We start from the raw sequence: 17,422 nt of genomic DNA, 5'->3' as shown, positions 1-17,422 counted from the left end.
ATTCGTTTTAGCCGCATTTGTGCGACGCCAAGTGATTCCACTTGGCTGCAAAATGCTCTACAAACTCCACAGCCGCTTGGCGTTGCCGGACAGCAGCTTTTGCCGTTCATCGTCGCTGGTGCCGGCAAGCAGCGCGTGCGTCGCCGCAATCCAGGTCGCAAGCCCGCCGCCGAGCGTGCAGACCGGCCAGTCGCTTCCCCAGACGACGCGATCCCAGCCGAAGCATTGGATGGTGTGCTCGACATAGGAACGCAGCGTTTCGACAGTCCAGGATCCAGCATCCGCATAGGCGACCACACCGGAAATTTTGCCGGCGACGTTCGGGCGCCGCGCGATCTCCGCCATGTGCTCGCGCCAGGGGTGCTCGGCACCGCCCTTGATGTCGGGCACGCCGCAATGGTCGAGCACGAACTGCACATCCGGCGCGAGGTCGGCGAGTACGATCGCCTTGGGGATCTGGTGCGGCAGGACGACGAGGTCGAAGGTCAGGCCGCTGCCGGCAAGCCGCTTGATGTTTTCACGAAACAGCGCGCCTTCCGACAGTTCATCCGGAATGACGTGCAGCACACGCCGAAAGCCCTTGACGAAAGAATCTTCACGCTGGCGCTCGAGATAGCCGGCAAAGCCCGGCTCTTCCGGACGGCAGGAGGCGATTGCACCGCGTAGCAGGCTGCCCTTCTGCTGCGACAGCGTTTTCACATGGCTGGTCTCGGCCTCGATGTCGGCAGGATCGACATCGACCTCCATGTGCAATGCGCCCTCGATGCCGGCGCGGCGGGCCTGGACTGCATATTCGTCGTAGGAGAAATCGCGGTTGAGCGCCGGCACACCGGCCAGCCAGGGATAGCGCAGCGCGGACTGGTCGATCAGGTGCAGATGAGTGTCGAAGATCATGGTGGCGCGCTCCTCCTTGGCGACTTCGCGATCATCTCACGGAGAAATTCTTCATTCAAATAAGAATTCATCGCGATTGCTTGACGGTCGATCCCGCCAGCTGCGACAGCTTTTCGGTCGCTGCCAGCAGCAGCTCAATCGTCCTCGTAATGTCGGGCGCCTTGGGTGCGTTGACCAGGGTTATGTAGGGGATCGACAGCGCGGCGATCGCCCTGCCGTCCGAGCCAAGAACCGGTGTCGACAGGTTGAAGACACCGGCGGTCTGCATCGATGCCATCATCTCGTAGCCGCGTTCCCGGATCTGGTCGAGGCGGGCAAAGAACTCCGGCGATTGCGGCGGCTTGTCGGTGCTGCGCAGATGTTCTGAGATCATCATCTGCCGCTCTTCCGGCGGGCGGAACGCCAGCAGCACATGGCCGGAGCCGGTGTCGAACAGGCTGATATGCGAGCCGACGCGGATCGAGATGCCCCAGTAATCCGGCGCCTCCTGCTGTGCGATCACCACCGCAGAACCGCGATCGAAGACGACCAGCTGATTTGCCTGCTGTGTGGTCTCGGCCAGCTCGCGCATCAGCGGCGTCGCATAGGAAACCAGCCGGCGCACCGGCGCGTGCAGCTGCGCCAGACCAAACAGCTTGAGCGTCAGCGAGTAACGGTCACCATCCGGCCGCGTGACATAGCCGCGCCGCACCAGCCGGTCCAGCATGCGATAGAATTCGTTCGGGCTGCGGTCGAGCTTCTTGGCGATTTCCGCCTGCGTCAGGCCGCCATCGACCCCGGCCAGCAGCTCGAGGATGTCGAGCCCCTTGTCCAGCGCCGGGGCTCGATAGCGGTCGTCTTCCTCGTCCTCTGCCATTCCGCCTCTCCAGTGAATTGCATTTTTCATATACGCATAACGGTATTGCTTCCGAAAGAACTTTCGGCTTGACGATCCTATGAATGTTTTGTTTGTATATGAATGAAGCTGCCGATCGACCTCACTACGCGATCGATGCAGGCTCTTGGGAGGATACCAATGACGAAACTGTTCTGCGGCCTGTCAGCCGGCGTAACGCTGCTCGCACTTGGTGCGAGTGCTGCCCTTGCTGCCGACCTGCCCGGCAAATTCGACGGCGTCACTATCGACGCCAAGCTGATCGGCGGCCAGCAATATGAAGGGCTCTACGCGCGCATCGGCGAATGGGAAAAACTGACCGGCGCCAAGGTCAACGTGATCTCGAAGAAAAACCACTTCGAGCTCGACAAGGAAATCAAGTCGGACATCGCCTCCGGCAGCATCAACTGGTGCGTTGGGTCGAACCACTCGTCCTTCGCGCCGCAGTATCCTGATATCTACACCGACCTCAACAAGCTGCTGCCGAAGGAGGAGATCGACGCCTTCGTGCCGTCGACGATCAAGGCCTCGACGCTCGACGGCAAGCTGGTGATGCTGCCGCGCGCGCAGTTCGACGTGTCGGCGCTCTATTACCAGAAGAGCCTCTACCAGGACGAAGCCAAGAAGGCCGCCTACAAGGCCAAGTACGGCAAGGAGCTGACACCGCCCGACACCTGGGACGAGGTCGCCCAGCAGGCGGAATTCTTCGCCAGCCCGCCCGATTTCTACGGCACCCAGTTCGCCGGCAAGGAAGAGGCGATCAACGGCCGGTTTTACGAGATGCTCATCGCCGACGGCGGCGAATACCTCGACAAGGATGGCAAGCCGGCCTTCAACTCGGAAGCCGGCGTGCACGCACTCGACTGGTTCGTCAATCTCTACAAGGCCAAGGCGGTGCCGGCCGGCACCACCAACTATCTGTGGGACGATCTCGGCCAGGGCTTTGCCTCAGGCACCGTCGCCATCAACCTCGACTGGCCGGGCTGGGCAGGCTTCTTCAACGATCCGAAGTCGTCGAAGGTCGCCGGCAATGTCGGGGTGAAGGTGGCGCCGAAGGGGTCGGCCGGCATTCGCACCGGCTGGTCGGGGCACCACGGATTTTCGGTCACCGAGAACTGCGCCAGCAAGGAGGCTGCGGCGTCGCTGGTCTGGTTCCTGACCAATGAGGACAGCCAGAAGCTCGAGGCGGCAAGCGGCCCACTGCCGACCCGCACGGCGGTGTGGGACTGGGACATCCAGCAGGCGGCAAGCGATCCCTATAAGAAGGAAGTGCTGGCGGCTTTCCAGGAAGAGGCAAAGCACGCTTTTGCCGTGCCGCAGACACCTGAATGGATTGAAATCTCCAACGCCGTCTATCCCGAATTGCAGGCCGCCATCCTTGGCGACAAGACCTCCAAGCAGGCGCTGGACGACGCTGCCGCCAAGGCCACCCAGATCCTCGAGGACGCAGGCAAGCTTTGATCATTCAACCGAGGGGCGCCGCGCTCATTGAAGAGCGGCGCCCCGAGCATTTTTTCGAACCATGCGCAACACGCTTTGTCTTGATCCCAGTTCGCCAATGGCGGCCTTCGGTGTCCGGGCACCAACCAGAACCGGATCGCCATGAAAGGCTGGAGACCTTCGCCGCCATTGCTGCTCCTGCTGCCGGCGGTGATCGTGCTGGCGGCGGTGGTGGTGGTGCCGCTGCTGCTGTCGCTCTATTCCAGCTTCACGCCGTTCCGGCTGACCAGGCCGGAGACGTTCTGGGTCTTCATCGGCGCGCGCAATTACGTCGCCATCCTGACCAGCCGCGCTTTCTGGGTCGCCTTTGCCCGCACCGTGGTGCTGCTGACGGTGGCGCTCAACCTGGAAATGCTGATCGGGCTCGGGCTGGCGCTGCTGGTGGAAAAGGCATCGCGCGGCCAGCGGGTTCTGCGCACCATCATTATGTTTCCGATGATGTTTTCGCCGATCCTGGTCGGCTTCCAGTTCAAATTCATGTTCAACGACAATATCGGCCTGGTGAACAACGCCCTGCAGGGGCTCGGCCTGACCGACCGCGCCATCCCCTGGCTGATCGACGGCAATCTCGCCTTCATCGCCATCCTAACCGCCGAGATCTGGTCGTCGACCTCGGTGTTCGCGATCCTGATCCTTGCCGGGCTGCTGGCGATGCCGCGCGAACCGGTCGAGGCGGCGCGCGTCGACGGCTGCACGCCGTGGCAGACATTCCGCTATGTCACCTGGCCGTTCATCATGCCGTTTGCCTTCATCGCCATGACCATCCGCTCGCTCGACGTCGCGCGCGCCTATGACATCGTCAAGATCATGACCGACGGCGGTCCTGCCGGCCGCACCGAACTCGTCTGGACGCTCGTCGCCCGCACTGCCTATGGCGATGCCCGGATGGGAATGGCCAATGCCATGGCCTACTTCTCGATCCTGCTGTCCATCCTGTTCACCGTCTATTTCTACCGCAAGCTCGCCGCGGCGCGCACGCAGATCGCGGCGGAGTGGTGAGGATGGACCAGAACAGCCTGCATCGCGTCGGCAACAAAGCGCTCGGCATCGTTCACGGCATCGGACTGTTCCTGGCCATGCTGGTCATCTGCCTGCCCGGCATCTGGATCGTGCTGTCGTCGCTGCGGCCGACCGTCGAGATCATGGCCAAGCCGCCGGTGTGGATCCCGCAGCAACTCTCGCTCGATGCCTACATAGCCATGTTCAGCGGCGTCGGCCAGGGCGGCATCCCGGTGCTCGACTACTTCCGCAATTCGCTGATCATCTCGGTGACCTCGACGGTGATCGCCATCGTTATCGGCATGGCCGGCGGCTATGCCTTTGCGCGCTACCGCTTTCGCGCCAAATCGGCGATGTTCCTTGGCCTGATGCTGACGCGCACGGTGCCTGGCATTGCGCTGTCGCTGCCGCTGTTCTTCGTCTTTGCGCGGCTCGGCATCATCGACACGCATTTCGGGCTGATCCTGGTCTATGTCGCGCTCAACGTGCCCTTCACCGTTTGGCTGATCGACGGCTTTTTCCGCCAGGTGCCGAAAGACCTCGCCGAGGCGGCGCAGATCGACGGCTGCACGCGCTGGCAGGCCTTCTGGCAGGTCGAGTTTCCGTTGGCCGGGCCGGGCATCGCCTCGGCCGGCATCTTTGCCTTCCTCACCTCCTGGAACGAGTTCGCGCTCGCCTCGCAGCTGACACGCTCGATCAACTCCAAGACCCTGCCGGTCGGCCTGCTCGACTATACGGCCGAATTCACCATCGACTGGCGCGGCATGTGCGCGCTCGCCGTGGTTATGATCATACCGGCGCTCACGCTTACCTTCATCGTCCAGAAACATCTCGTCGGCGGCCTCACTTCCGGCGCGGTGAAAGGCTGACATGGCAACTGTATCGCTCAAGAAACTCACCAAGAGCTATGGTCCGGTGGCGGTCGTGCACGGCATCGACCTCGAGGTCGCCGACCGCGAGTTCATCGCGCTGGTCGGGCCGTCCGGCTGCGGCAAGTCGACAACCCTGCGCATGATCGCCGGCCTCGAGGCGATCAGCGACGGGATCATCGAGATCGGCGGCCGCATGGTCAACGACCTGCCGCCGCGCTCGCGCAACATCTCGATGGTGTTCCAGTCCTACGCGCTCTATCCGCATATGACGGTGCGCGAAAACCTCGGCTTCTCGCTGAAGATAGCCGGCGCCGCGAAGGAAGAAATGGACCGTCGCGTCGCCGAAGCGTCCGGCATTCTCGGCCTCGACCAGTTGCTCGACCGCCGGCCGTCGCAGCTGTCGGGCGGACAGCGCCAGCGCGTCGCCATGGGTCGCGCCATCGTGCGCGATCCCGACGTCTTCCTGTTCGACGAGCCGCTTTCCAATCTCGACGCCAAGCTTCGGACGCAGATGCGCACCGAGATCAAGAAACTCCATGCCAAGGTCCGGTCGACGGTGATCTACGTCACCCATGACCAGGTCGAAGCGATGACATTGGCCGACCGCATCGTCATCATGCGTGACGGGTTCATCGAGCAGGTCGGCACACCCGACGAGGTCTTCCGCCGGCCGCAGACGCGCTTCGTCGCCGGCTTCATCGGCTCACCGCCGATGAATTTGCACGAGGCTGACGTCGACGACGGACAGTTGCTGTTCGCCAGCGGCGAGAGACTGCCTCTGCCCAGCCAGTTCAAGGCAAATGTCGGAACCGGCGACAAGGTCGTATTCGGCCTCAGGCCCGACGACATCTATCCGACGGGACACGGCATCAGCTCCGGCGAAGAGGTCGACGTCCACCAGGTGGAACTGCCGGTGACCGTCACCGAACCGCTTGGCAACGAGACGCTGGTGTTTGCCGAATTCAACGGCAGCGACTGGATATCCCGCATGCTCAATCCAAAGCCGCTCAGGGCCGGAGACCGGGTCAGGATGAGCCTGGACCTGTCGCAGGCCCATCTGTTTTCTGCCGAAACGGGCAAAACATTGCGAGGTTAAAATCATGGCAAAGATCGAGAAAGTCGAACTCCGCATGGTCGACTTGGTGCCGAAGGTCAAGCGCACCGATGCCATCCAGAGTTTTGTCAGCCAGGAAACACCGATCGTCACCATCACCGACGCCGACGGCGCGGTCGGCACCGGCTACAGCTACACGATCGGCACCGGCGGCTCCTCGGTGATGCGGCTCCTGGCCGACCACCTTGCGCCGCGGCTGATCGGCCGCGACGCCGACATGATCGAGGCGATCTGGCGCGAGCTGGAGTTCGCCACCCATGCCACGACGATCGGCGCGATCACGGCAATCGCGCTGGCGGCCATCGACACTGCGCTTTGGGACCTGCGGGCGAGGAAGCAAAACCTGCCGCTGTGGAAGCTTGCCGGCGGCGCCAAGGACCGCTGCCCGCTCTACACCACCGAAGGCGGCTGGCTGCATATCGGAACCGAGGCACTGGTCGAGGATGCGCTGGCCGCCAAGGCCAAGGGGTTTCGCGGCTCGAAGGTCAAGATCGGCAAGCCGCACGGTTCCGAGGATCTTGCCCGGCTGACGGCGGTGCGCCGGGCGGTTGGAGACTCCTACGAGATCATGACCGACTGCAACCAGGGCTTTTCAGTCGACGAGGCGATCCGCCGGGCCGAGCGCTTGCGTGAACTCGACCTCGCCTGGATCGAGGAACCGCTGCCGGCCGACGACATTGACGGTCATGTGCGGCTGTCGAGTGCCACATCGACGCCGATCGCTATCGGCGAGTCGCTCTATTCGATCCGGCATTTCCGCGAATATATGCAAAAGGGCGCGTGTTCGATCGTGCAGGTCGATGTCGGTCGCATCGGCGGCATCACGCCGTGGCTGAAGGTGGCGCATGCAGCCGAGGCGTTCGACATACCGGTCTGCCCGCATTTCCTGATGGAACTGCATGTCAGCCTGACATGCGCCGTTCAGAACGGCAGATATGTCGAGTATATTCCCCAGCTCGACGAGCTGACCGGCAAGAAAATGCGTATCGAGGACGGGCACGCGCTGGCGCCGGACGAGCCCGGCATCGGCATCGACTGGGACTGGGATGCGATCAAGTCGAAGAGCATAGCGGAATTCACCGTGGCGATAATGAAATAGGAGGCGGACATGCAGCGAATGGGAATGGTGCTCGGTCTCAAGCCGGAGAAAGTCGCCGAGTATGTGCGGCTTCACGCTGCCGTCTGGCCGGACGTCCTCAAGATGATTTCCGCCTGCAACATCAAGAATTATTCGATCTATCTAAGGGAGCCGGAGCACCTTTTGTTCAGCACCTTCGAGTACCACGGCACCGACTATGCCGCCGACATGGCGAAGATGGCTGCCGATCCCCCGACGCAGGAATGGTGGGCGCTGTGCATGCCATGCCAGGAGCCGCTGCCGACCCGCAAGGAGGGCGAGTGGTGGGCGTCGATGGACGAAGTCTTCCACTATGACTGATGACATTTTCGATCCTGCCTCGCTTTCCCAGGCCTGGGCACAACCGTCAAAGCCCAGGCGGATCGTGATTTTCGGCGCCGGCTCGATCGTCGGCGATGCGCATTTCCCGGCCTATGGGCAAGCCGGTTTCCCGGTTGCCGGGCTTTTCGACCCCGACCTGACCAAGGCGGAAAAACTGGCGCAGAAATGGGGCGTCACCGCTTACCGGTCGCTCGAAGAAGCTGCGTCAATCAAGGACGCCGTCTTCGACCTGGCGACACCGCCGGCTAATCATGCCGGCGTGCTCAGGGCGCTGCCCGATGGTGCGGTGGCGCTGATCCAGAAGCCGATGGGCAGCGATCTCACCGAGGCGACCGAGATCCTCGAAATCTCCCGCTCCAAAGACCTAAGGGCCGCTGTGAATTTCCAACTCCGTTTTGCGCCGATGATGCTGGCGCTGAAGGATGCGATCGCCAAGGGCTGGCTGGGCGAAGTGGTCGACTTCGACGCATGGCTGGCGCTGGCGACACCCTGGCAGCTCTGGGAATTCCTGTTGCAGGCGCCGCGTGTCGAGATCGCCATGCATTCGATCCATTATCTCGACCTGATCCGGCAATTGCTCGGCGATCCCAAGGGGGTTCACGCCAAGACACTCGGCCACCCCGGCCATAAGGTTGCGCAAACGCGAACCAGCGCGATCCTCGACTATGGCGACACCGTGCGCTGTGCGCTGTCGATCAACCACGATCACAAATTCGGTCGAAAACACCAGGCTTGCGAATTCCGCATCTGCGGCACCGAGGGCGCCGCTTACCTCAAATTAGGCGTCAACCTCGACTATCCGCGCGGCGAGCCGGACATTCTCGAAATCTACCCCAAAGGCGGCAAGGACTGGATTGCGGTTCCACTCGTCGGCTCATGGTTTCCGGACGCCTTTGCCGGCCGCATGGCCAATGTCCAGCGCTACGCGTCGGGCGAGGACGCCGAGCTTGTCAGTTCCGTCGAGGACGGCTGGAGCACCATGGCGCTGGTCGAAGCCGCCTATCAATCGAGCGCGGCGCCGGCAACACCGATAGCGGCGAGGCCCTGACATGGAGCAGACGATCTACTTCGAGGACTATCAGATCGGGTCGTCGCGCATGACCAGCGGGCGCACCATCACCGAGACCGACTTCGTCGTCCATGCCGGCCATACCGGCGATTTCTTTCCCCACCACATGGACGCCGAGTTCATGAAGACGACGCCGTTTGGCCAGCGCATCGCCCACGGCACGCTGGTCTTTTCGGTCGGCGTCGGACTGACGGCAAGCGTCGTCAACCCGGTTGCCTTCTCCTATGGCTACGACAGGCTGCGCTTCATCAAGCCGGTGTTCATCGGCGATACGATCCGGACCCGCACCACCATCTCGGCCAGGGAAGACGACCCGAAGCGACCCGATTCAGGCCGGGTCATCGAGCGCTGCGAGGTGATCAACCAGCATGGCGACGTGGTGTTGGTCGCCGACCACATCTACATCGTCGAGCGTCGCGACAAGCCGAGCAGGGCCTCGATGGATGGCGCTGAAACCTAAAGACAAAAAACCCGCCTTGCGACGGGTCCTCGGTGCGAATCAGCACCATACACAAATTAGTAGCATAGCTGCCGGCACAAAGCAAGAACAAAATGTGGCGCTGTCGGCAAAAAATGCGAATTCGCTCTTCACCCGTTCCCGTCTTTATCCGCTTGCCGAGGTCGCGCTCAGCGGGCGCCTGCCCCGGACCGTTAAGGTGGAATCGACAGGCAGCGGATGGTGCCGACATCGGGAATTGGTCATATCCGGTTGACCGGATATACCGGCTTGCCGCCGCGCAGGACCGACGCGACATCGGCAAACACCTTGTTGCGAACCTCTGCGTAAGACTGGGTCGAGTAGTGCGCCGCGTGTGGACTGACCAGGACGGTGTCCAGCGCCAGCAGCGGATTGTCGGGCGAAGGCGGCTCCCGCTCGAAAGTGTCGATGCCGGCGCCAGCCAGATGGCGACGCCGGATCAGATCCGCCAAGGCGACCTCGTCGACGAGGCCGCCGCGGGACACGTTGATGAGTATCGCGCCTTCCTTCATCCGCGACAGGGCTTGCGCCGACATGATGTTTCTGGTCTCCGGTGTCGCGGGAACGTGCAGCGAGACGATGTCGGCGCTGGCAAGCAACTCGTCGAAGCCGACCGGTTCAGCACCACCGGCGGTGATGCGCTCGGCCGGCATGTACGGGTCGTAGGCGATGATGTGGTAGCCGAAGACACGCGCCCGCTCGGCAGTCAGCCGCCCGATCTGGCCGAAGCCGATCAGGCCGAGGATCTGCCTGTCGGGCCGTGTGATGCCGGCGCCATCGGTCATTGCAGCCCAGCGGCCGGCGCGCACCGCGCTGTCGAACTGCTTCAGCTTGCGCGTCAAGGCCAGGATCAGGGCCATGGCGTGGGTGCTGACTTCAACCAGATTGGCGTCCGGCACGTAGGTTACCTGAACACCGGCACGGCTGGCGGCCTCGACGTCGATCGAGTCGAGCCCTACGCCGAACCGTCCGACGACCTTGAGCCTCTTCAGTTCCGCCAAAACGCGAGCCGTGATCGGCTCTCGCAATACCATCAATGCGTCGGCGTCGCGGCAGTGTTCGATCAGGGCATCTTCCGTGAGCAGCGTCTTTTCGACAAACTCGGCGCTCAAGCCGTCGAGGTAGCGCAACTGCTCTTCCTCGACTGACAACACGCCGTCGGTCTTGATGATCTTCATGCCAAACTCTTGCTATGAGGCGCTGCGCGCCGACGCGACACCGGCGGAAAGGCCGGCGCCGAGAAACATCGTGTCGCTGGCCAGCACGTGGAAGCTGATGCCGTGCCGCGACCATTTGCCGACATCATCCGCCGAAGGGCGAAAGATGCCGACGGCCTTGCGGGACGCGCGCGCCGGGGCCGCGATCCTCATAATCGCGGCATTGAGCTTGTCCTGGCCGGCCGGCCCCATGGCGTCGATCGAGACCGACAGGTCGCCGGGGCCGATGAAGATCACGTCGACGCCGTCGACCTGGACGATGTCGTCGATGTTGGCGAGGCCTTCCGCCGTCTCGACCTGGATGGCGACCGTCAGGACCTCGTTGGCCGATTTGAGGTAGTCCGGAATGCTGTAGCCATAACCGGCGGCGCGGCCTGGGCCGACACCGCGTGCGCCGACCGGCGGGTAACGGCAGGCCATGACCGCCATGCGGGCTTGCTCGGCCGTGGAGACGCGCGGCACCAGGACGCCCGACGCGCCGGCGTCGAGCGCGGCCGCGATCCACTCCGGCGTGTGGCCGGGAACGCGCACCATCGCCGGAACCTTGTGGACATCGGCGGCGCGGATCAGATCCTCGAGCCGTTCGCGGCCGATCTGCGAATGCTCCCAGTCGATGCACAGGAAATCGACCCCGCTCGCGGCCGCCACTTCGACCGCCACAGGGTGCGGGATGGCGCAGAAGGTGCCGATGAGGCGATCGAGAGAGATACATTTCTTGCGAAAGTCGTACATGAAATCTCCAGAAATTTTCGGCGTCGGCAAAACCTGTTTGCCTATGTGGCCCTTGACGAAGGATGCACGGCTTCCGTCGACATCGGAAAATGCCGGCTGCCGCCTGAAAACGGCGGAAAAGTCTTGTAGTCGGCGCGCATCTCCAGCCGCGCCGGCGATTGCAGCGCGTGCGTCAATGCAGCGGGACTGTCGAACATGACACGATTGCGCTGCATATGGTCGATCCGCGGCCAGGGCAGCGAACCGCACCAATCCAGTCGCGACAGAACTTCTATGTGGCGAATGCCTGGGAAGCCCCGCATCAATTGCGGATGATGCGTCACATAGTGGTGGAGCCAGACACTCATGTCTTCGGCCGGCCCGGGATAGTGGACAAGATAGCTGCAGGGCAGCCCGGACGTCTTGACGCCAGCGTCATCGACGGGAAACGGACGCACGCACATTGCCTGTTGCGTCGGCCTCGAACCGGCGATGCTCGACAGCATACCAGGTGCGGCAAGTGCCTGCAGATGGCCGGACGGCGCCAGCGCCGCCTCCATGTCCGCCAATTCGTCGAAATAGAGCTGGAAGCCAAAGACCGGCGGTGGACCATCGTTGTTGAACATGTCCGTCGCCACTTCGGGCAGATAGATGTTGGCAAGCGCAAGACCCGGGGTCGACGCAATCACACGCCGCACAGCGTCAACGTCTTCACCGGCGGTGGCCAAATTTGCCTCGCGGTCGTCATGGAAGAAGGCAAGATAGGCAAAGCGCATGTGGAGACCCTCTGGATCGAGTTCGGCTAGATCAAATTCGGAAGAAAGAGAGCGATCTGCGGAAAGAGGACAATCAGCAGGATCAGCAGAAGCGTCAGCGCGATGTAAGGCGCCGCTGACATGGCAACCGTTTTGAGCGACGTCCCTTTAGGCGCGACACCGATCATGATGAACAGCAGCAGGCCAAACGGCGGCGTGGTGAAGCCGACCTCGTAGGCGAGCAGCAGGATCAGCCCGAACCATACGGGCTCGTAGCCGAATTGCTGGGCGATCGGCAGGAAGATCGGCAGCGTGATCAGCATCATCGAGACCTGATCCATGAACATGCCGAGCAGCAGGATGACGAGCACCATCATGAGCAGCATGGGATACGGTCCAAGATCGTAGCCGACGATGAACTGGATAAAGCCGTTGGAGGCGCCGGAGAATGCGAATATCTGCGAGAACGTCGTCGAAGCCGAGATGATCAGGAAGGTCATGCCGGTGACCTTCATCGCGTCGTCCAGCGACTTCCAGACAACCGACCAGCTGAACCGTCGGTAGACAAACAACAAGGCGAAAACGGCGGCACAGCCGAGTCCCGCCGATTCCGTCGGCGTCGCTATCCCAAGGATGATCGTGCCGACCACCATGAACACGATAACGCTCATCGGAATGATGTTGACGGCGACCGCCCTCACCTTCTCGGCCGCGGGAACGGCGGGCACCGGATAGTGCGGAGCGGCGTCCGGGTCGATCTTCGTCTGGGCGAAGATCAGCGCTGCGTACATGACAACGAGCAGCAGCCCGGGCAGAGCTCCCGCTATGAGCAGCGCGCCGACATCGATCTGGGCAAGCGAGCCGAGCAAGACGGCCAGCGAGGATGGCGGGATGATGACGGCAAGGCTTCCGGCGCCAAGCACCGGGCCGTAGGCCATATGCGGCTTGTAGCCCCGCTTCAGCATCTCGGGCACCATCAGCGAGCCCATCATGCCGGTATTGGCGAGGCTCGAGCCCGACAGCGCGGAAAAGATCGTGCCGGCGGCGAGGACGACATAGGCGAGGCGTCCGCGCAGATTGCCGATGCACAGGTCGAGCGCGTAGATGACCTTCTCGCCGAGGCCGGAGCGGAAGAACAGGCTGCCCATGACAAGAAACATCGGCAGCGGGGCAAGCGCGTAGGTCGAGACAGCGTCGGAGAAGTTGGCGACCATCTGCGTCACGCCGATCGAACCGCCGAAGAACAGGTACAGCCCGATCACATTGGTGACGAAGAACGCGAAGGCGACCGGCAGCCCCAGCCCCATTAACACCAGGATGGTGCCAACGAGCACGGCGAATGGAAACAGCCAGGCCACCGGTCAGAGCCCTTCCATTTCCAGAGGATCCAGCGTGTACAGCGTGTCACGGCCGAGCAGATATCTGAGCCATTCCAGCGCTGAGAGGTAGAAGGCGAGCATGATGGGCAGAAAGACCAGCCATTTCGGCATGTCGAAGCTGCGCGTTTCATATTCGCCGCCCGCCACGGCACTGGTCAGGGACGACAGAGCGACGCTGCCGAGGTAGAGGCTGACGGCAATGCAGGCGAGATAGACCAGCTTTTCAAGCACCGCCCGTGCCCGCACCGGCAGCGCCTTGCGCAGGAACTCGACGAAGACATGGCCCTTGCTGTGGACCAGCCAGGGCATCGGCAGAAATGCCGCGTAAAGCAAGCCGTATTCCGTCGCGGATACTGCCCAGGCAAGCGGCCTCAGGCCCAGATTGCGGACGCACACATCAGCAACCACCGCGACAATGATGAGGCCAAGCACCAATTTTGCCGCCGCCGCCAACGCAAGGCTCAGCTTCCCAATCGCTGCAAACAATCTGTCCATGCCCGACGACCCTCATGTCCCCTTTGCCCTTGGCCCAGCTTTGATGGAGGGCGCACAAGGCACCCTCGGCTCGGCTACTGAAAGAATTTCTTCAACTGATCGATGTTGGTGGGATCGCGTTTGGCCATTCTCGCCCAGCTCGCCTGCGTGGCAGCCGCCAGGAATTTGTCGCGGCCGGCGCCGGTCAAGCTGACAACCTTCTGCCCGCCGTCGATCATCGCCTGTGCCTGTTTTTCGGACTCGGCAAGGTTGGCGTCATAGCTCGCGCGCTCGTATTCGACGGCCGTGTCGGCCAGCAGCTTCTGCGCCTCGGGCGACAGCGTGTCCCATCTGGCCTTGTTGATCGAGATCAGCACGTCGGTTTTGAAGAATTGCGGATCGACACGGTATTTGGTGAATTTGTCCCAGCCGAAGGATGCATAGCCAAATACGGTATAGGCGTTGGCATTGACGACGCCGCGCTCGAGCGAGGTATAGACATCCCCCGGCGCTTGCACGATCACTGTCGCGCCCAGGGATTCGAGGAAATCGCGATAGAGCGGCGACGAGCGGATCTTCAGGCTGCCCCAGTCGATGCTGCCTTCGCTGTTGAGCTTGGGTTCGTCGACGGTGAAGACGTTGAAGCCCGAGCCCGCGTCGACATGCGCCAGCAGATGGGCATTGGCCTTCTTCTCGAAAATCCCGCTGATGAAGTCCCAGCCGCCATTGTCGCGAACCTCCCAGGGCGTCTTCGTCGATGCGGAGAAAACCTCGCCTTCGGGCACGAGTTCGAGGAACTGCCCTGCCGGTGTGTCGATCACATCGATCAGGCCGCTCCTGAGCGCCGCGCCCTGCTGGATCGGTGGAATGACCTCCGGCCCGCCACGCACGTTGATCTGGACCACGCCCTTGCCCTTTTCGTTCACCTTTTGAACGAACTTCAGGAAGCTCTGGGCGTAGCCGTTCTGCGTCGGCGTAAAATGCACGGCGTTGAGGACGACCTCGTCGGCCATGGCGATACCCGCCACACCCGACATGAGTGCAGCCAGAACAAGGGATTTCCAAATGCGCATTGCCGTATTCCCTCTGATAGATTCACTTAGCCGGAGGCCCAATCATCGGGCCGATCTGAAATTGCACGCTTCGCCGCCACACGAACGGCGGTTAGTTGACATCATCTCCTACTGTCAGGAACCGCCCATGCGCGTAGAAGACCGGCGATCGGTGAGCGCGATCCAGCGCAACGCCCGAGACGATGCCGATGACAATCATGTGCGACGCCCGCACGATGATTTCGGCCACCACGCACTCGAACATTGCCCGCGCGCCGACAAGCAAGGGCGCGCCGGTTTCGCCGCGCACCCATGATCCGGACGAGAACCGCGCGGCGCCCTTGGCTTTGGTCATGCCGCCAAACGCACGCACAACGTTCTCCTGGTCGCCGGCGGGAAGATTGACCGAAAAAGGCAAACCTTCGCGAATGGCCGAGGCAAAGGTGCTGCCGCGGTTGACACAGGCAAGCAGCGAAGGCGGCTCGGCACTGAACGAGCAGAGAGCGGTCGCCGTAATGCCGCAAAAGCCGATCTCGTCATGCTCCGACGCGAGGATGGCGACGGAGCCCGCCACGGCCCGCATAGCCTGCTTGAACGCGCGCGGATCGATGGCGTTGTGCCCATCCACCCATAGCGTCGGAATGGCGGCGGCCGGCATCAATTTACTCGAAGCCCGGCCTGGCGCATCAGCGGCAGCACGCGGTCGCAGAAGAAGGGCAGTTCGTAGGTGTAGTTGACGAATGTGAGGGCGGCGCCGGAATAGCCCTGTTCCATGATCTCGGTGAGGTCGTCGACGATTTTTTCCGGCGTGCCGATGAGCGGGAAGGTCCCGGCACCGCCGGCGAACCTCTGCCGATATTCGGTGAAGGCCTTCGCGTCATGCGAGTTCGCGAATTCCTTCTTCTTGCGCATATGCTCGTCGACGGCACCCTCGTCCGCGCATTCCAGCGCGTAGTGCCGGTAGTAGTCCTCGGCTTCCTGCTGGGTCTCCCGGCAGACGACGTGACAGACCGTATAGACGCCGACTTCGCGCCCGACTTCGGCCGCGCGGTTGGTAATGTCGACCACATGCGCACGGCCGTCGGCAATTTCGGAAAAAGTCGAAAACAGATAGTCACAGTGGCGCGCCGCGTAGTTGCGCCCCGGCGCGCCGAAGGCGGCGTTCATGGTCACCGGTCGTGGCACTTGCAAGCTTGGCGGCCGGCTAACGACACTCTTCAGATCATAGAACTCGCCGCTGAAGTCGAACGGCTCCCTCGATTGATAGGCACGCACGATGATGTTGATCCATTCCTCGGCCTGATCGTAGGTCCGCTCGCCGACCGTCTGCCCGAACATGGCGAACTCGTCCGGGTTCCAGCCGCAGACGATGTTCAAGCCGGCACGCCCGTTGGAGATGTGGTCGACCGTCGCAAGCGCTTTGGCAGCCTGCAGCGGATGAACCAGCGGCACATGCACCGTCATGAACAGGCCGATGTTTTCCGTGGCGACAGCAAGACCCGCCGCCCAGGTGAACGTCTCGAACGACCATTCCCGCACATGCGTCAAACCGCCGAAGCCGCGCCAGCGGGCGATCGGCAGCAGAAACTCGAGGCCGGCGCGGTCGGCGATGCAGGCGGAATTGAGGTTGTCTTCCCAGCGGGCACGCCAGCGCTCGGGAACGGTGGTCATTGCCAGGCCGCCATCGGCGTTCATGGAAAAGACGCCGAGCTTGAACCTGTTCGGCCCTTTCAGCGGGTGCTGCTTCCTAATCATGGTTTCCCCGGCTGCGACATGCTCTCACCTTCACCGGTGGAATGTTGAGACGGTGGGCTCAGCTTCATGAAACGCTCCTCGGCGTTCTGAATGAAGTGGGTCATGCGGTCGTAAGCGGCGACGGCGTCGCGCTTGACGAATGCCTCATAGATTGCGCGCATGCCGGCCACGACGACGGCCTGCGTCGGCTGGTGCGACAGCGTCCTTAGACGGACGACGAGGACATGGTCGGCGAACCTTGCAATGGTTTGTGAAAGGCGCTGGTTCTCGACAGCGCCGAGCCAACAATTCCTGAATGCCGAATTGGCCTGGAAGAAGCGGTCGGCATCGCCGGCGGCGGCCGCAGCCTCCGCCTCCCGAAGCGCGGCCGCAAGCGTCTTGAGGCCAGCGGCGTCGAGTGTCCGCGCAGCGTGTGCGGCGGCCCGCGGCTCGAGCAAGCGGCGGACCTCGAAGATGTCGGCGACATCCGTTGCGGTAAGCGTGGGCAGCGTGAAGCCGCGTGTGGTGCCGACGAGATAGCCCTCATGCACCAGCTGCATCAAGGCGTCGCGGACAGGCATTCTGGAAATGCCGAGCTGGGCGGCGATGTCGACATCTACGAGCTTCTGGCCAGGCGCCAATTCGCCATGCTGTATGGTCAGACGGATTTGTTGATAGACCTGGGCACGCAGATTGCCATCGCCAACCCGTTTGAGCTCTATCGTTTCCGTCATCCACGCCTTCCCATGCGAAGATTTCGTATATCGTTTGAGGGCTGGTGTTCTCGCAGTATCCGTTGAAATGCAGCTACATATCGAGAGAATTCGACCTGCAGGCCACG

The 17,422-nt window shown here is 62.4% G+C and carries 20 protein-coding genes; 9 read left to right on the top strand and 11 right to left on the bottom strand.

Annotated elements, in window-relative coordinates; all coding sequences use genetic code 11:
- Window positions 1–57: 57 nt before the first annotated feature.
- Together NKJ17_RS12825 and NKJ17_RS12820 are read right to left on the bottom strand one after the other, a co-directional pair.
- The gene (locus NKJ17_RS12825; protein WP_352688631.1) at window positions 58–894 is read right to left on the bottom strand and encodes an amidohydrolase family protein; all 837 of its coding nucleotides are present in this window, start codon (window positions 892–894) and stop codon (window positions 58–60) included.
- 67 nt (window positions 895–961) lie between these two features.
- Entirely contained in the window at window positions 962–1,750 is a 789-nt protein-coding gene (locus tag NKJ17_RS12820; protein ID WP_352451570.1) for an IclR family transcriptional regulator, read from the bottom strand.
- A gap of 159 nt (window positions 1,751–1,909) precedes the next feature.
- Here NKJ17_RS12820 and NKJ17_RS12815 point away from each other — a divergent pair, with 159 nt between their 5' ends.
- From NKJ17_RS12815 to NKJ17_RS12775, 9 genes are all read left to right on the top strand, one after another.
- Window positions 1,910–3,229, top strand: a complete 1,320-nt coding sequence (locus NKJ17_RS12815; protein ID WP_352476491.1) for a type 2 periplasmic-binding domain-containing protein — start codon at window positions 1,910–1,912, stop codon at window positions 3,227–3,229.
- A 141-nt stretch (window positions 3,230–3,370) separates the two neighbouring features.
- A complete protein-coding gene (locus tag NKJ17_RS12810; protein ID WP_352688628.1) occupies window positions 3,371–4,267 on the top strand; it encodes a carbohydrate ABC transporter permease in 897 nt (298 codons plus the stop codon).
- Between the two features lie 2 nt (window positions 4,268–4,269).
- Window positions 4,270–5,136, top strand: a complete 867-nt coding sequence (locus tag NKJ17_RS12805; RefSeq protein WP_352465970.1) for a carbohydrate ABC transporter permease — start codon at window positions 4,270–4,272, stop codon at window positions 5,134–5,136.
- Window position 5,137: 1 nt separating this feature from the next.
- Window positions 5,138–6,235: an ABC transporter ATP-binding protein gene (locus NKJ17_RS12800; protein ID WP_352688625.1), complete on the top strand. Its 1,098-nt coding sequence runs from the start codon at window positions 5,138–5,140 to the stop codon at window positions 6,233–6,235.
- A gap of 4 nt (window positions 6,236–6,239) precedes the next feature.
- Entirely contained in the window at window positions 6,240–7,352 is a 1,113-nt protein-coding gene (locus NKJ17_RS12795; protein ID WP_352688623.1) for a mandelate racemase/muconate lactonizing enzyme family protein, read from the top strand.
- 9 nt (window positions 7,353–7,361) lie between these two features.
- The gene (locus NKJ17_RS12790; RefSeq protein WP_352688621.1) at window positions 7,362–7,691 is read left to right on the top strand and encodes an L-rhamnose mutarotase; all 330 of its coding nucleotides are present in this window, start codon (window positions 7,362–7,364) and stop codon (window positions 7,689–7,691) included.
- Complete coding sequence (locus tag NKJ17_RS12785; RefSeq protein WP_352688618.1) at window positions 7,684–8,760, top strand: Gfo/Idh/MocA family protein; 1,077 nt, start codon at window positions 7,684–7,686, stop codon at window positions 8,758–8,760. The genes NKJ17_RS12790 and NKJ17_RS12785 overlap by 8 nt, the downstream gene beginning before the upstream one ends.
- A gap of 1 nt (window position 8,761) precedes the next feature.
- Window positions 8,762–9,241, top strand: coding sequence for a MaoC/PaaZ C-terminal domain-containing protein (locus NKJ17_RS12780; protein ID WP_352688616.1), 480 nt, complete (start codon window positions 8,762–8,764; stop codon window positions 9,239–9,241).
- Window positions 9,225–9,494, top strand: coding sequence for a hypothetical protein (locus NKJ17_RS12775; RefSeq protein WP_352688613.1), 270 nt, complete (start codon window positions 9,225–9,227; stop codon window positions 9,492–9,494). The genes NKJ17_RS12780 and NKJ17_RS12775 overlap by 17 nt, the downstream gene beginning before the upstream one ends.
- On the opposite strand, the gene NKJ17_RS12770 is transcribed toward NKJ17_RS12775, so the two are convergent.
- The 9 genes from NKJ17_RS12770 to NKJ17_RS12730 form a co-directional block, all read right to left on the bottom strand.
- Window positions 9,481–10,437 carry a C-terminal binding protein gene (locus tag NKJ17_RS12770; RefSeq protein ID WP_352688611.1) on the bottom strand — a complete coding sequence of 319 codons (957 nt, stop codon included), beginning with the start codon at window positions 10,435–10,437 and terminating at the stop codon, window positions 9,481–9,483. The two genes, NKJ17_RS12775 and NKJ17_RS12770, sit on opposite strands and share 14 nt — an antisense overlap.
- Before the next feature lie 12 nt (window positions 10,438–10,449).
- A complete protein-coding gene (locus tag NKJ17_RS12765; protein WP_352688609.1) occupies window positions 10,450–11,208 on the bottom strand; it encodes an HpcH/HpaI aldolase family protein in 759 nt (252 codons plus the stop codon).
- Window positions 11,209–11,249: 41 nt separating this feature from the next.
- Window positions 11,250–11,963 carry a hypothetical protein gene (locus tag NKJ17_RS12760; RefSeq protein WP_352688607.1) on the bottom strand — a complete coding sequence of 238 codons (714 nt, stop codon included), beginning with the start codon at window positions 11,961–11,963 and terminating at the stop codon, window positions 11,250–11,252.
- A 26-nt stretch (window positions 11,964–11,989) separates the two neighbouring features.
- Window positions 11,990–13,300 (bottom strand): TRAP transporter large permease, encoded by a 1,311-nt coding sequence (locus NKJ17_RS12755; protein ID WP_254818782.1) that lies wholly within the window; start codon window positions 13,298–13,300, stop codon window positions 11,990–11,992.
- Window positions 13,301–13,303: 3 nt separating this feature from the next.
- Entirely contained in the window at window positions 13,304–13,816 is a 513-nt protein-coding gene (locus NKJ17_RS12750) for a TRAP transporter small permease (RefSeq protein ID WP_352688604.1), read from the bottom strand.
- A gap of 74 nt (window positions 13,817–13,890) precedes the next feature.
- Window positions 13,891–14,868 carry a TRAP transporter substrate-binding protein DctP gene (gene dctP, locus NKJ17_RS12745; protein ID WP_352688602.1) on the bottom strand — a complete coding sequence of 326 codons (978 nt, stop codon included), beginning with the start codon at window positions 14,866–14,868 and terminating at the stop codon, window positions 13,891–13,893.
- A 91-nt stretch (window positions 14,869–14,959) separates the two neighbouring features.
- Entirely contained in the window at window positions 14,960–15,505 is a 546-nt protein-coding gene (locus tag NKJ17_RS12740; protein WP_352688599.1) for a flavin reductase family protein, read from the bottom strand.
- Window positions 15,505–16,599 (bottom strand): LLM class flavin-dependent oxidoreductase, encoded by a 1,095-nt coding sequence (locus NKJ17_RS12735; RefSeq protein WP_352476768.1) that lies wholly within the window; start codon window positions 16,597–16,599, stop codon window positions 15,505–15,507. Before NKJ17_RS12735 ends, NKJ17_RS12740 begins: the two co-directional genes overlap by 1 nt.
- Window positions 16,599–17,315: a GntR family transcriptional regulator gene (locus tag NKJ17_RS12730; RefSeq protein ID WP_352688596.1), complete on the bottom strand. Its 717-nt coding sequence runs from the start codon at window positions 17,313–17,315 to the stop codon at window positions 16,599–16,601. The genes NKJ17_RS12735 and NKJ17_RS12730 overlap by 1 nt, the downstream gene beginning before the upstream one ends.
- Window positions 17,316–17,422: the final 107 nt, after the last annotated feature.

Origin of the sequence: Mesorhizobium sp. M0208 (assembly GCF_040322015.1) — a bacterium.
Classification (GTDB): Bacteria; Pseudomonadota; Alphaproteobacteria; order Rhizobiales; family Rhizobiaceae; genus Mesorhizobium.
This window is presented reverse-complemented; position numbering and strand designations above follow the sequence as displayed.

Excerpts from the sequence above, each read along its gene's own strand:
- NKJ17_RS12750 (WP_352688604.1), bottom strand. The coding sequence starts at position 13,816 with ATGGACAGATTGTTTGCAGCGATTGGGAAGCTGAGCCTTGCGTTGGCG.
- NKJ17_RS12760 (WP_352688607.1), bottom strand. The coding sequence starts at position 11,963 with ATGCGCTTTGCCTATCTTGCCTTCTTCCATGACGACCGCGAGGCAAAT.
- NKJ17_RS12810 (WP_352688628.1), top strand. The coding sequence starts at position 3,371 with ATGAAAGGCTGGAGACCTTCGCCGCCATTGCTGCTCCTGCTGCCGGCG.
- NKJ17_RS12805 (WP_352465970.1), top strand. The coding sequence starts at position 4,270 with ATGGACCAGAACAGCCTGCATCGCGTCGGCAACAAAGCGCTCGGCATC.
- NKJ17_RS12780 (WP_352688616.1), top strand. The coding sequence starts at position 8,762 with ATGGAGCAGACGATCTACTTCGAGGACTATCAGATCGGGTCGTCGCGC.
- NKJ17_RS12790 (WP_352688621.1), top strand. The coding sequence starts at position 7,362 with ATGCAGCGAATGGGAATGGTGCTCGGTCTCAAGCCGGAGAAAGTCGCC.
- NKJ17_RS12740 (WP_352688599.1), bottom strand. The coding sequence starts at position 15,505 with ATGCCGGCCGCCGCCATTCCGACGCTATGGGTGGATGGGCACAACGCC.
- dctP (WP_352688602.1), bottom strand. The coding sequence starts at position 14,868 with ATGCGCATTTGGAAATCCCTTGTTCTGGCTGCACTCATGTCGGGTGTG.
- NKJ17_RS12795 (WP_352688623.1), top strand. The coding sequence starts at position 6,240 with ATGGCAAAGATCGAGAAAGTCGAACTCCGCATGGTCGACTTGGTGCCG.
- NKJ17_RS12815 (WP_352476491.1), top strand. The coding sequence starts at position 1,910 with ATGACGAAACTGTTCTGCGGCCTGTCAGCCGGCGTAACGCTGCTCGCA.
- NKJ17_RS12775 (WP_352688613.1), top strand. The coding sequence starts at position 9,225 with ATGGCGCTGAAACCTAAAGACAAAAAACCCGCCTTGCGACGGGTCCTC.
- NKJ17_RS12765 (WP_352688609.1), bottom strand. The coding sequence starts at position 11,208 with ATGTACGACTTTCGCAAGAAATGTATCTCTCTCGATCGCCTCATCGGC.
- NKJ17_RS12730 (WP_352688596.1), bottom strand. The coding sequence starts at position 17,315 with ATGACGGAAACGATAGAGCTCAAACGGGTTGGCGATGGCAATCTGCGT.
- NKJ17_RS12800 (WP_352688625.1), top strand. The coding sequence starts at position 5,138 with ATGGCAACTGTATCGCTCAAGAAACTCACCAAGAGCTATGGTCCGGTG.
- NKJ17_RS12785 (WP_352688618.1), top strand. The coding sequence starts at position 7,684 with ATGACTGATGACATTTTCGATCCTGCCTCGCTTTCCCAGGCCTGGGCA.
- NKJ17_RS12820 (WP_352451570.1), bottom strand. The coding sequence starts at position 1,750 with ATGGCAGAGGACGAGGAAGACGACCGCTATCGAGCCCCGGCGCTGGAC.
- NKJ17_RS12770 (WP_352688611.1), bottom strand. The coding sequence starts at position 10,437 with ATGAAGATCATCAAGACCGACGGCGTGTTGTCAGTCGAGGAAGAGCAG.
- NKJ17_RS12825 (WP_352688631.1), bottom strand. The coding sequence starts at position 894 with ATGATCTTCGACACTCATCTGCACCTGATCGACCAGTCCGCGCTGCGC.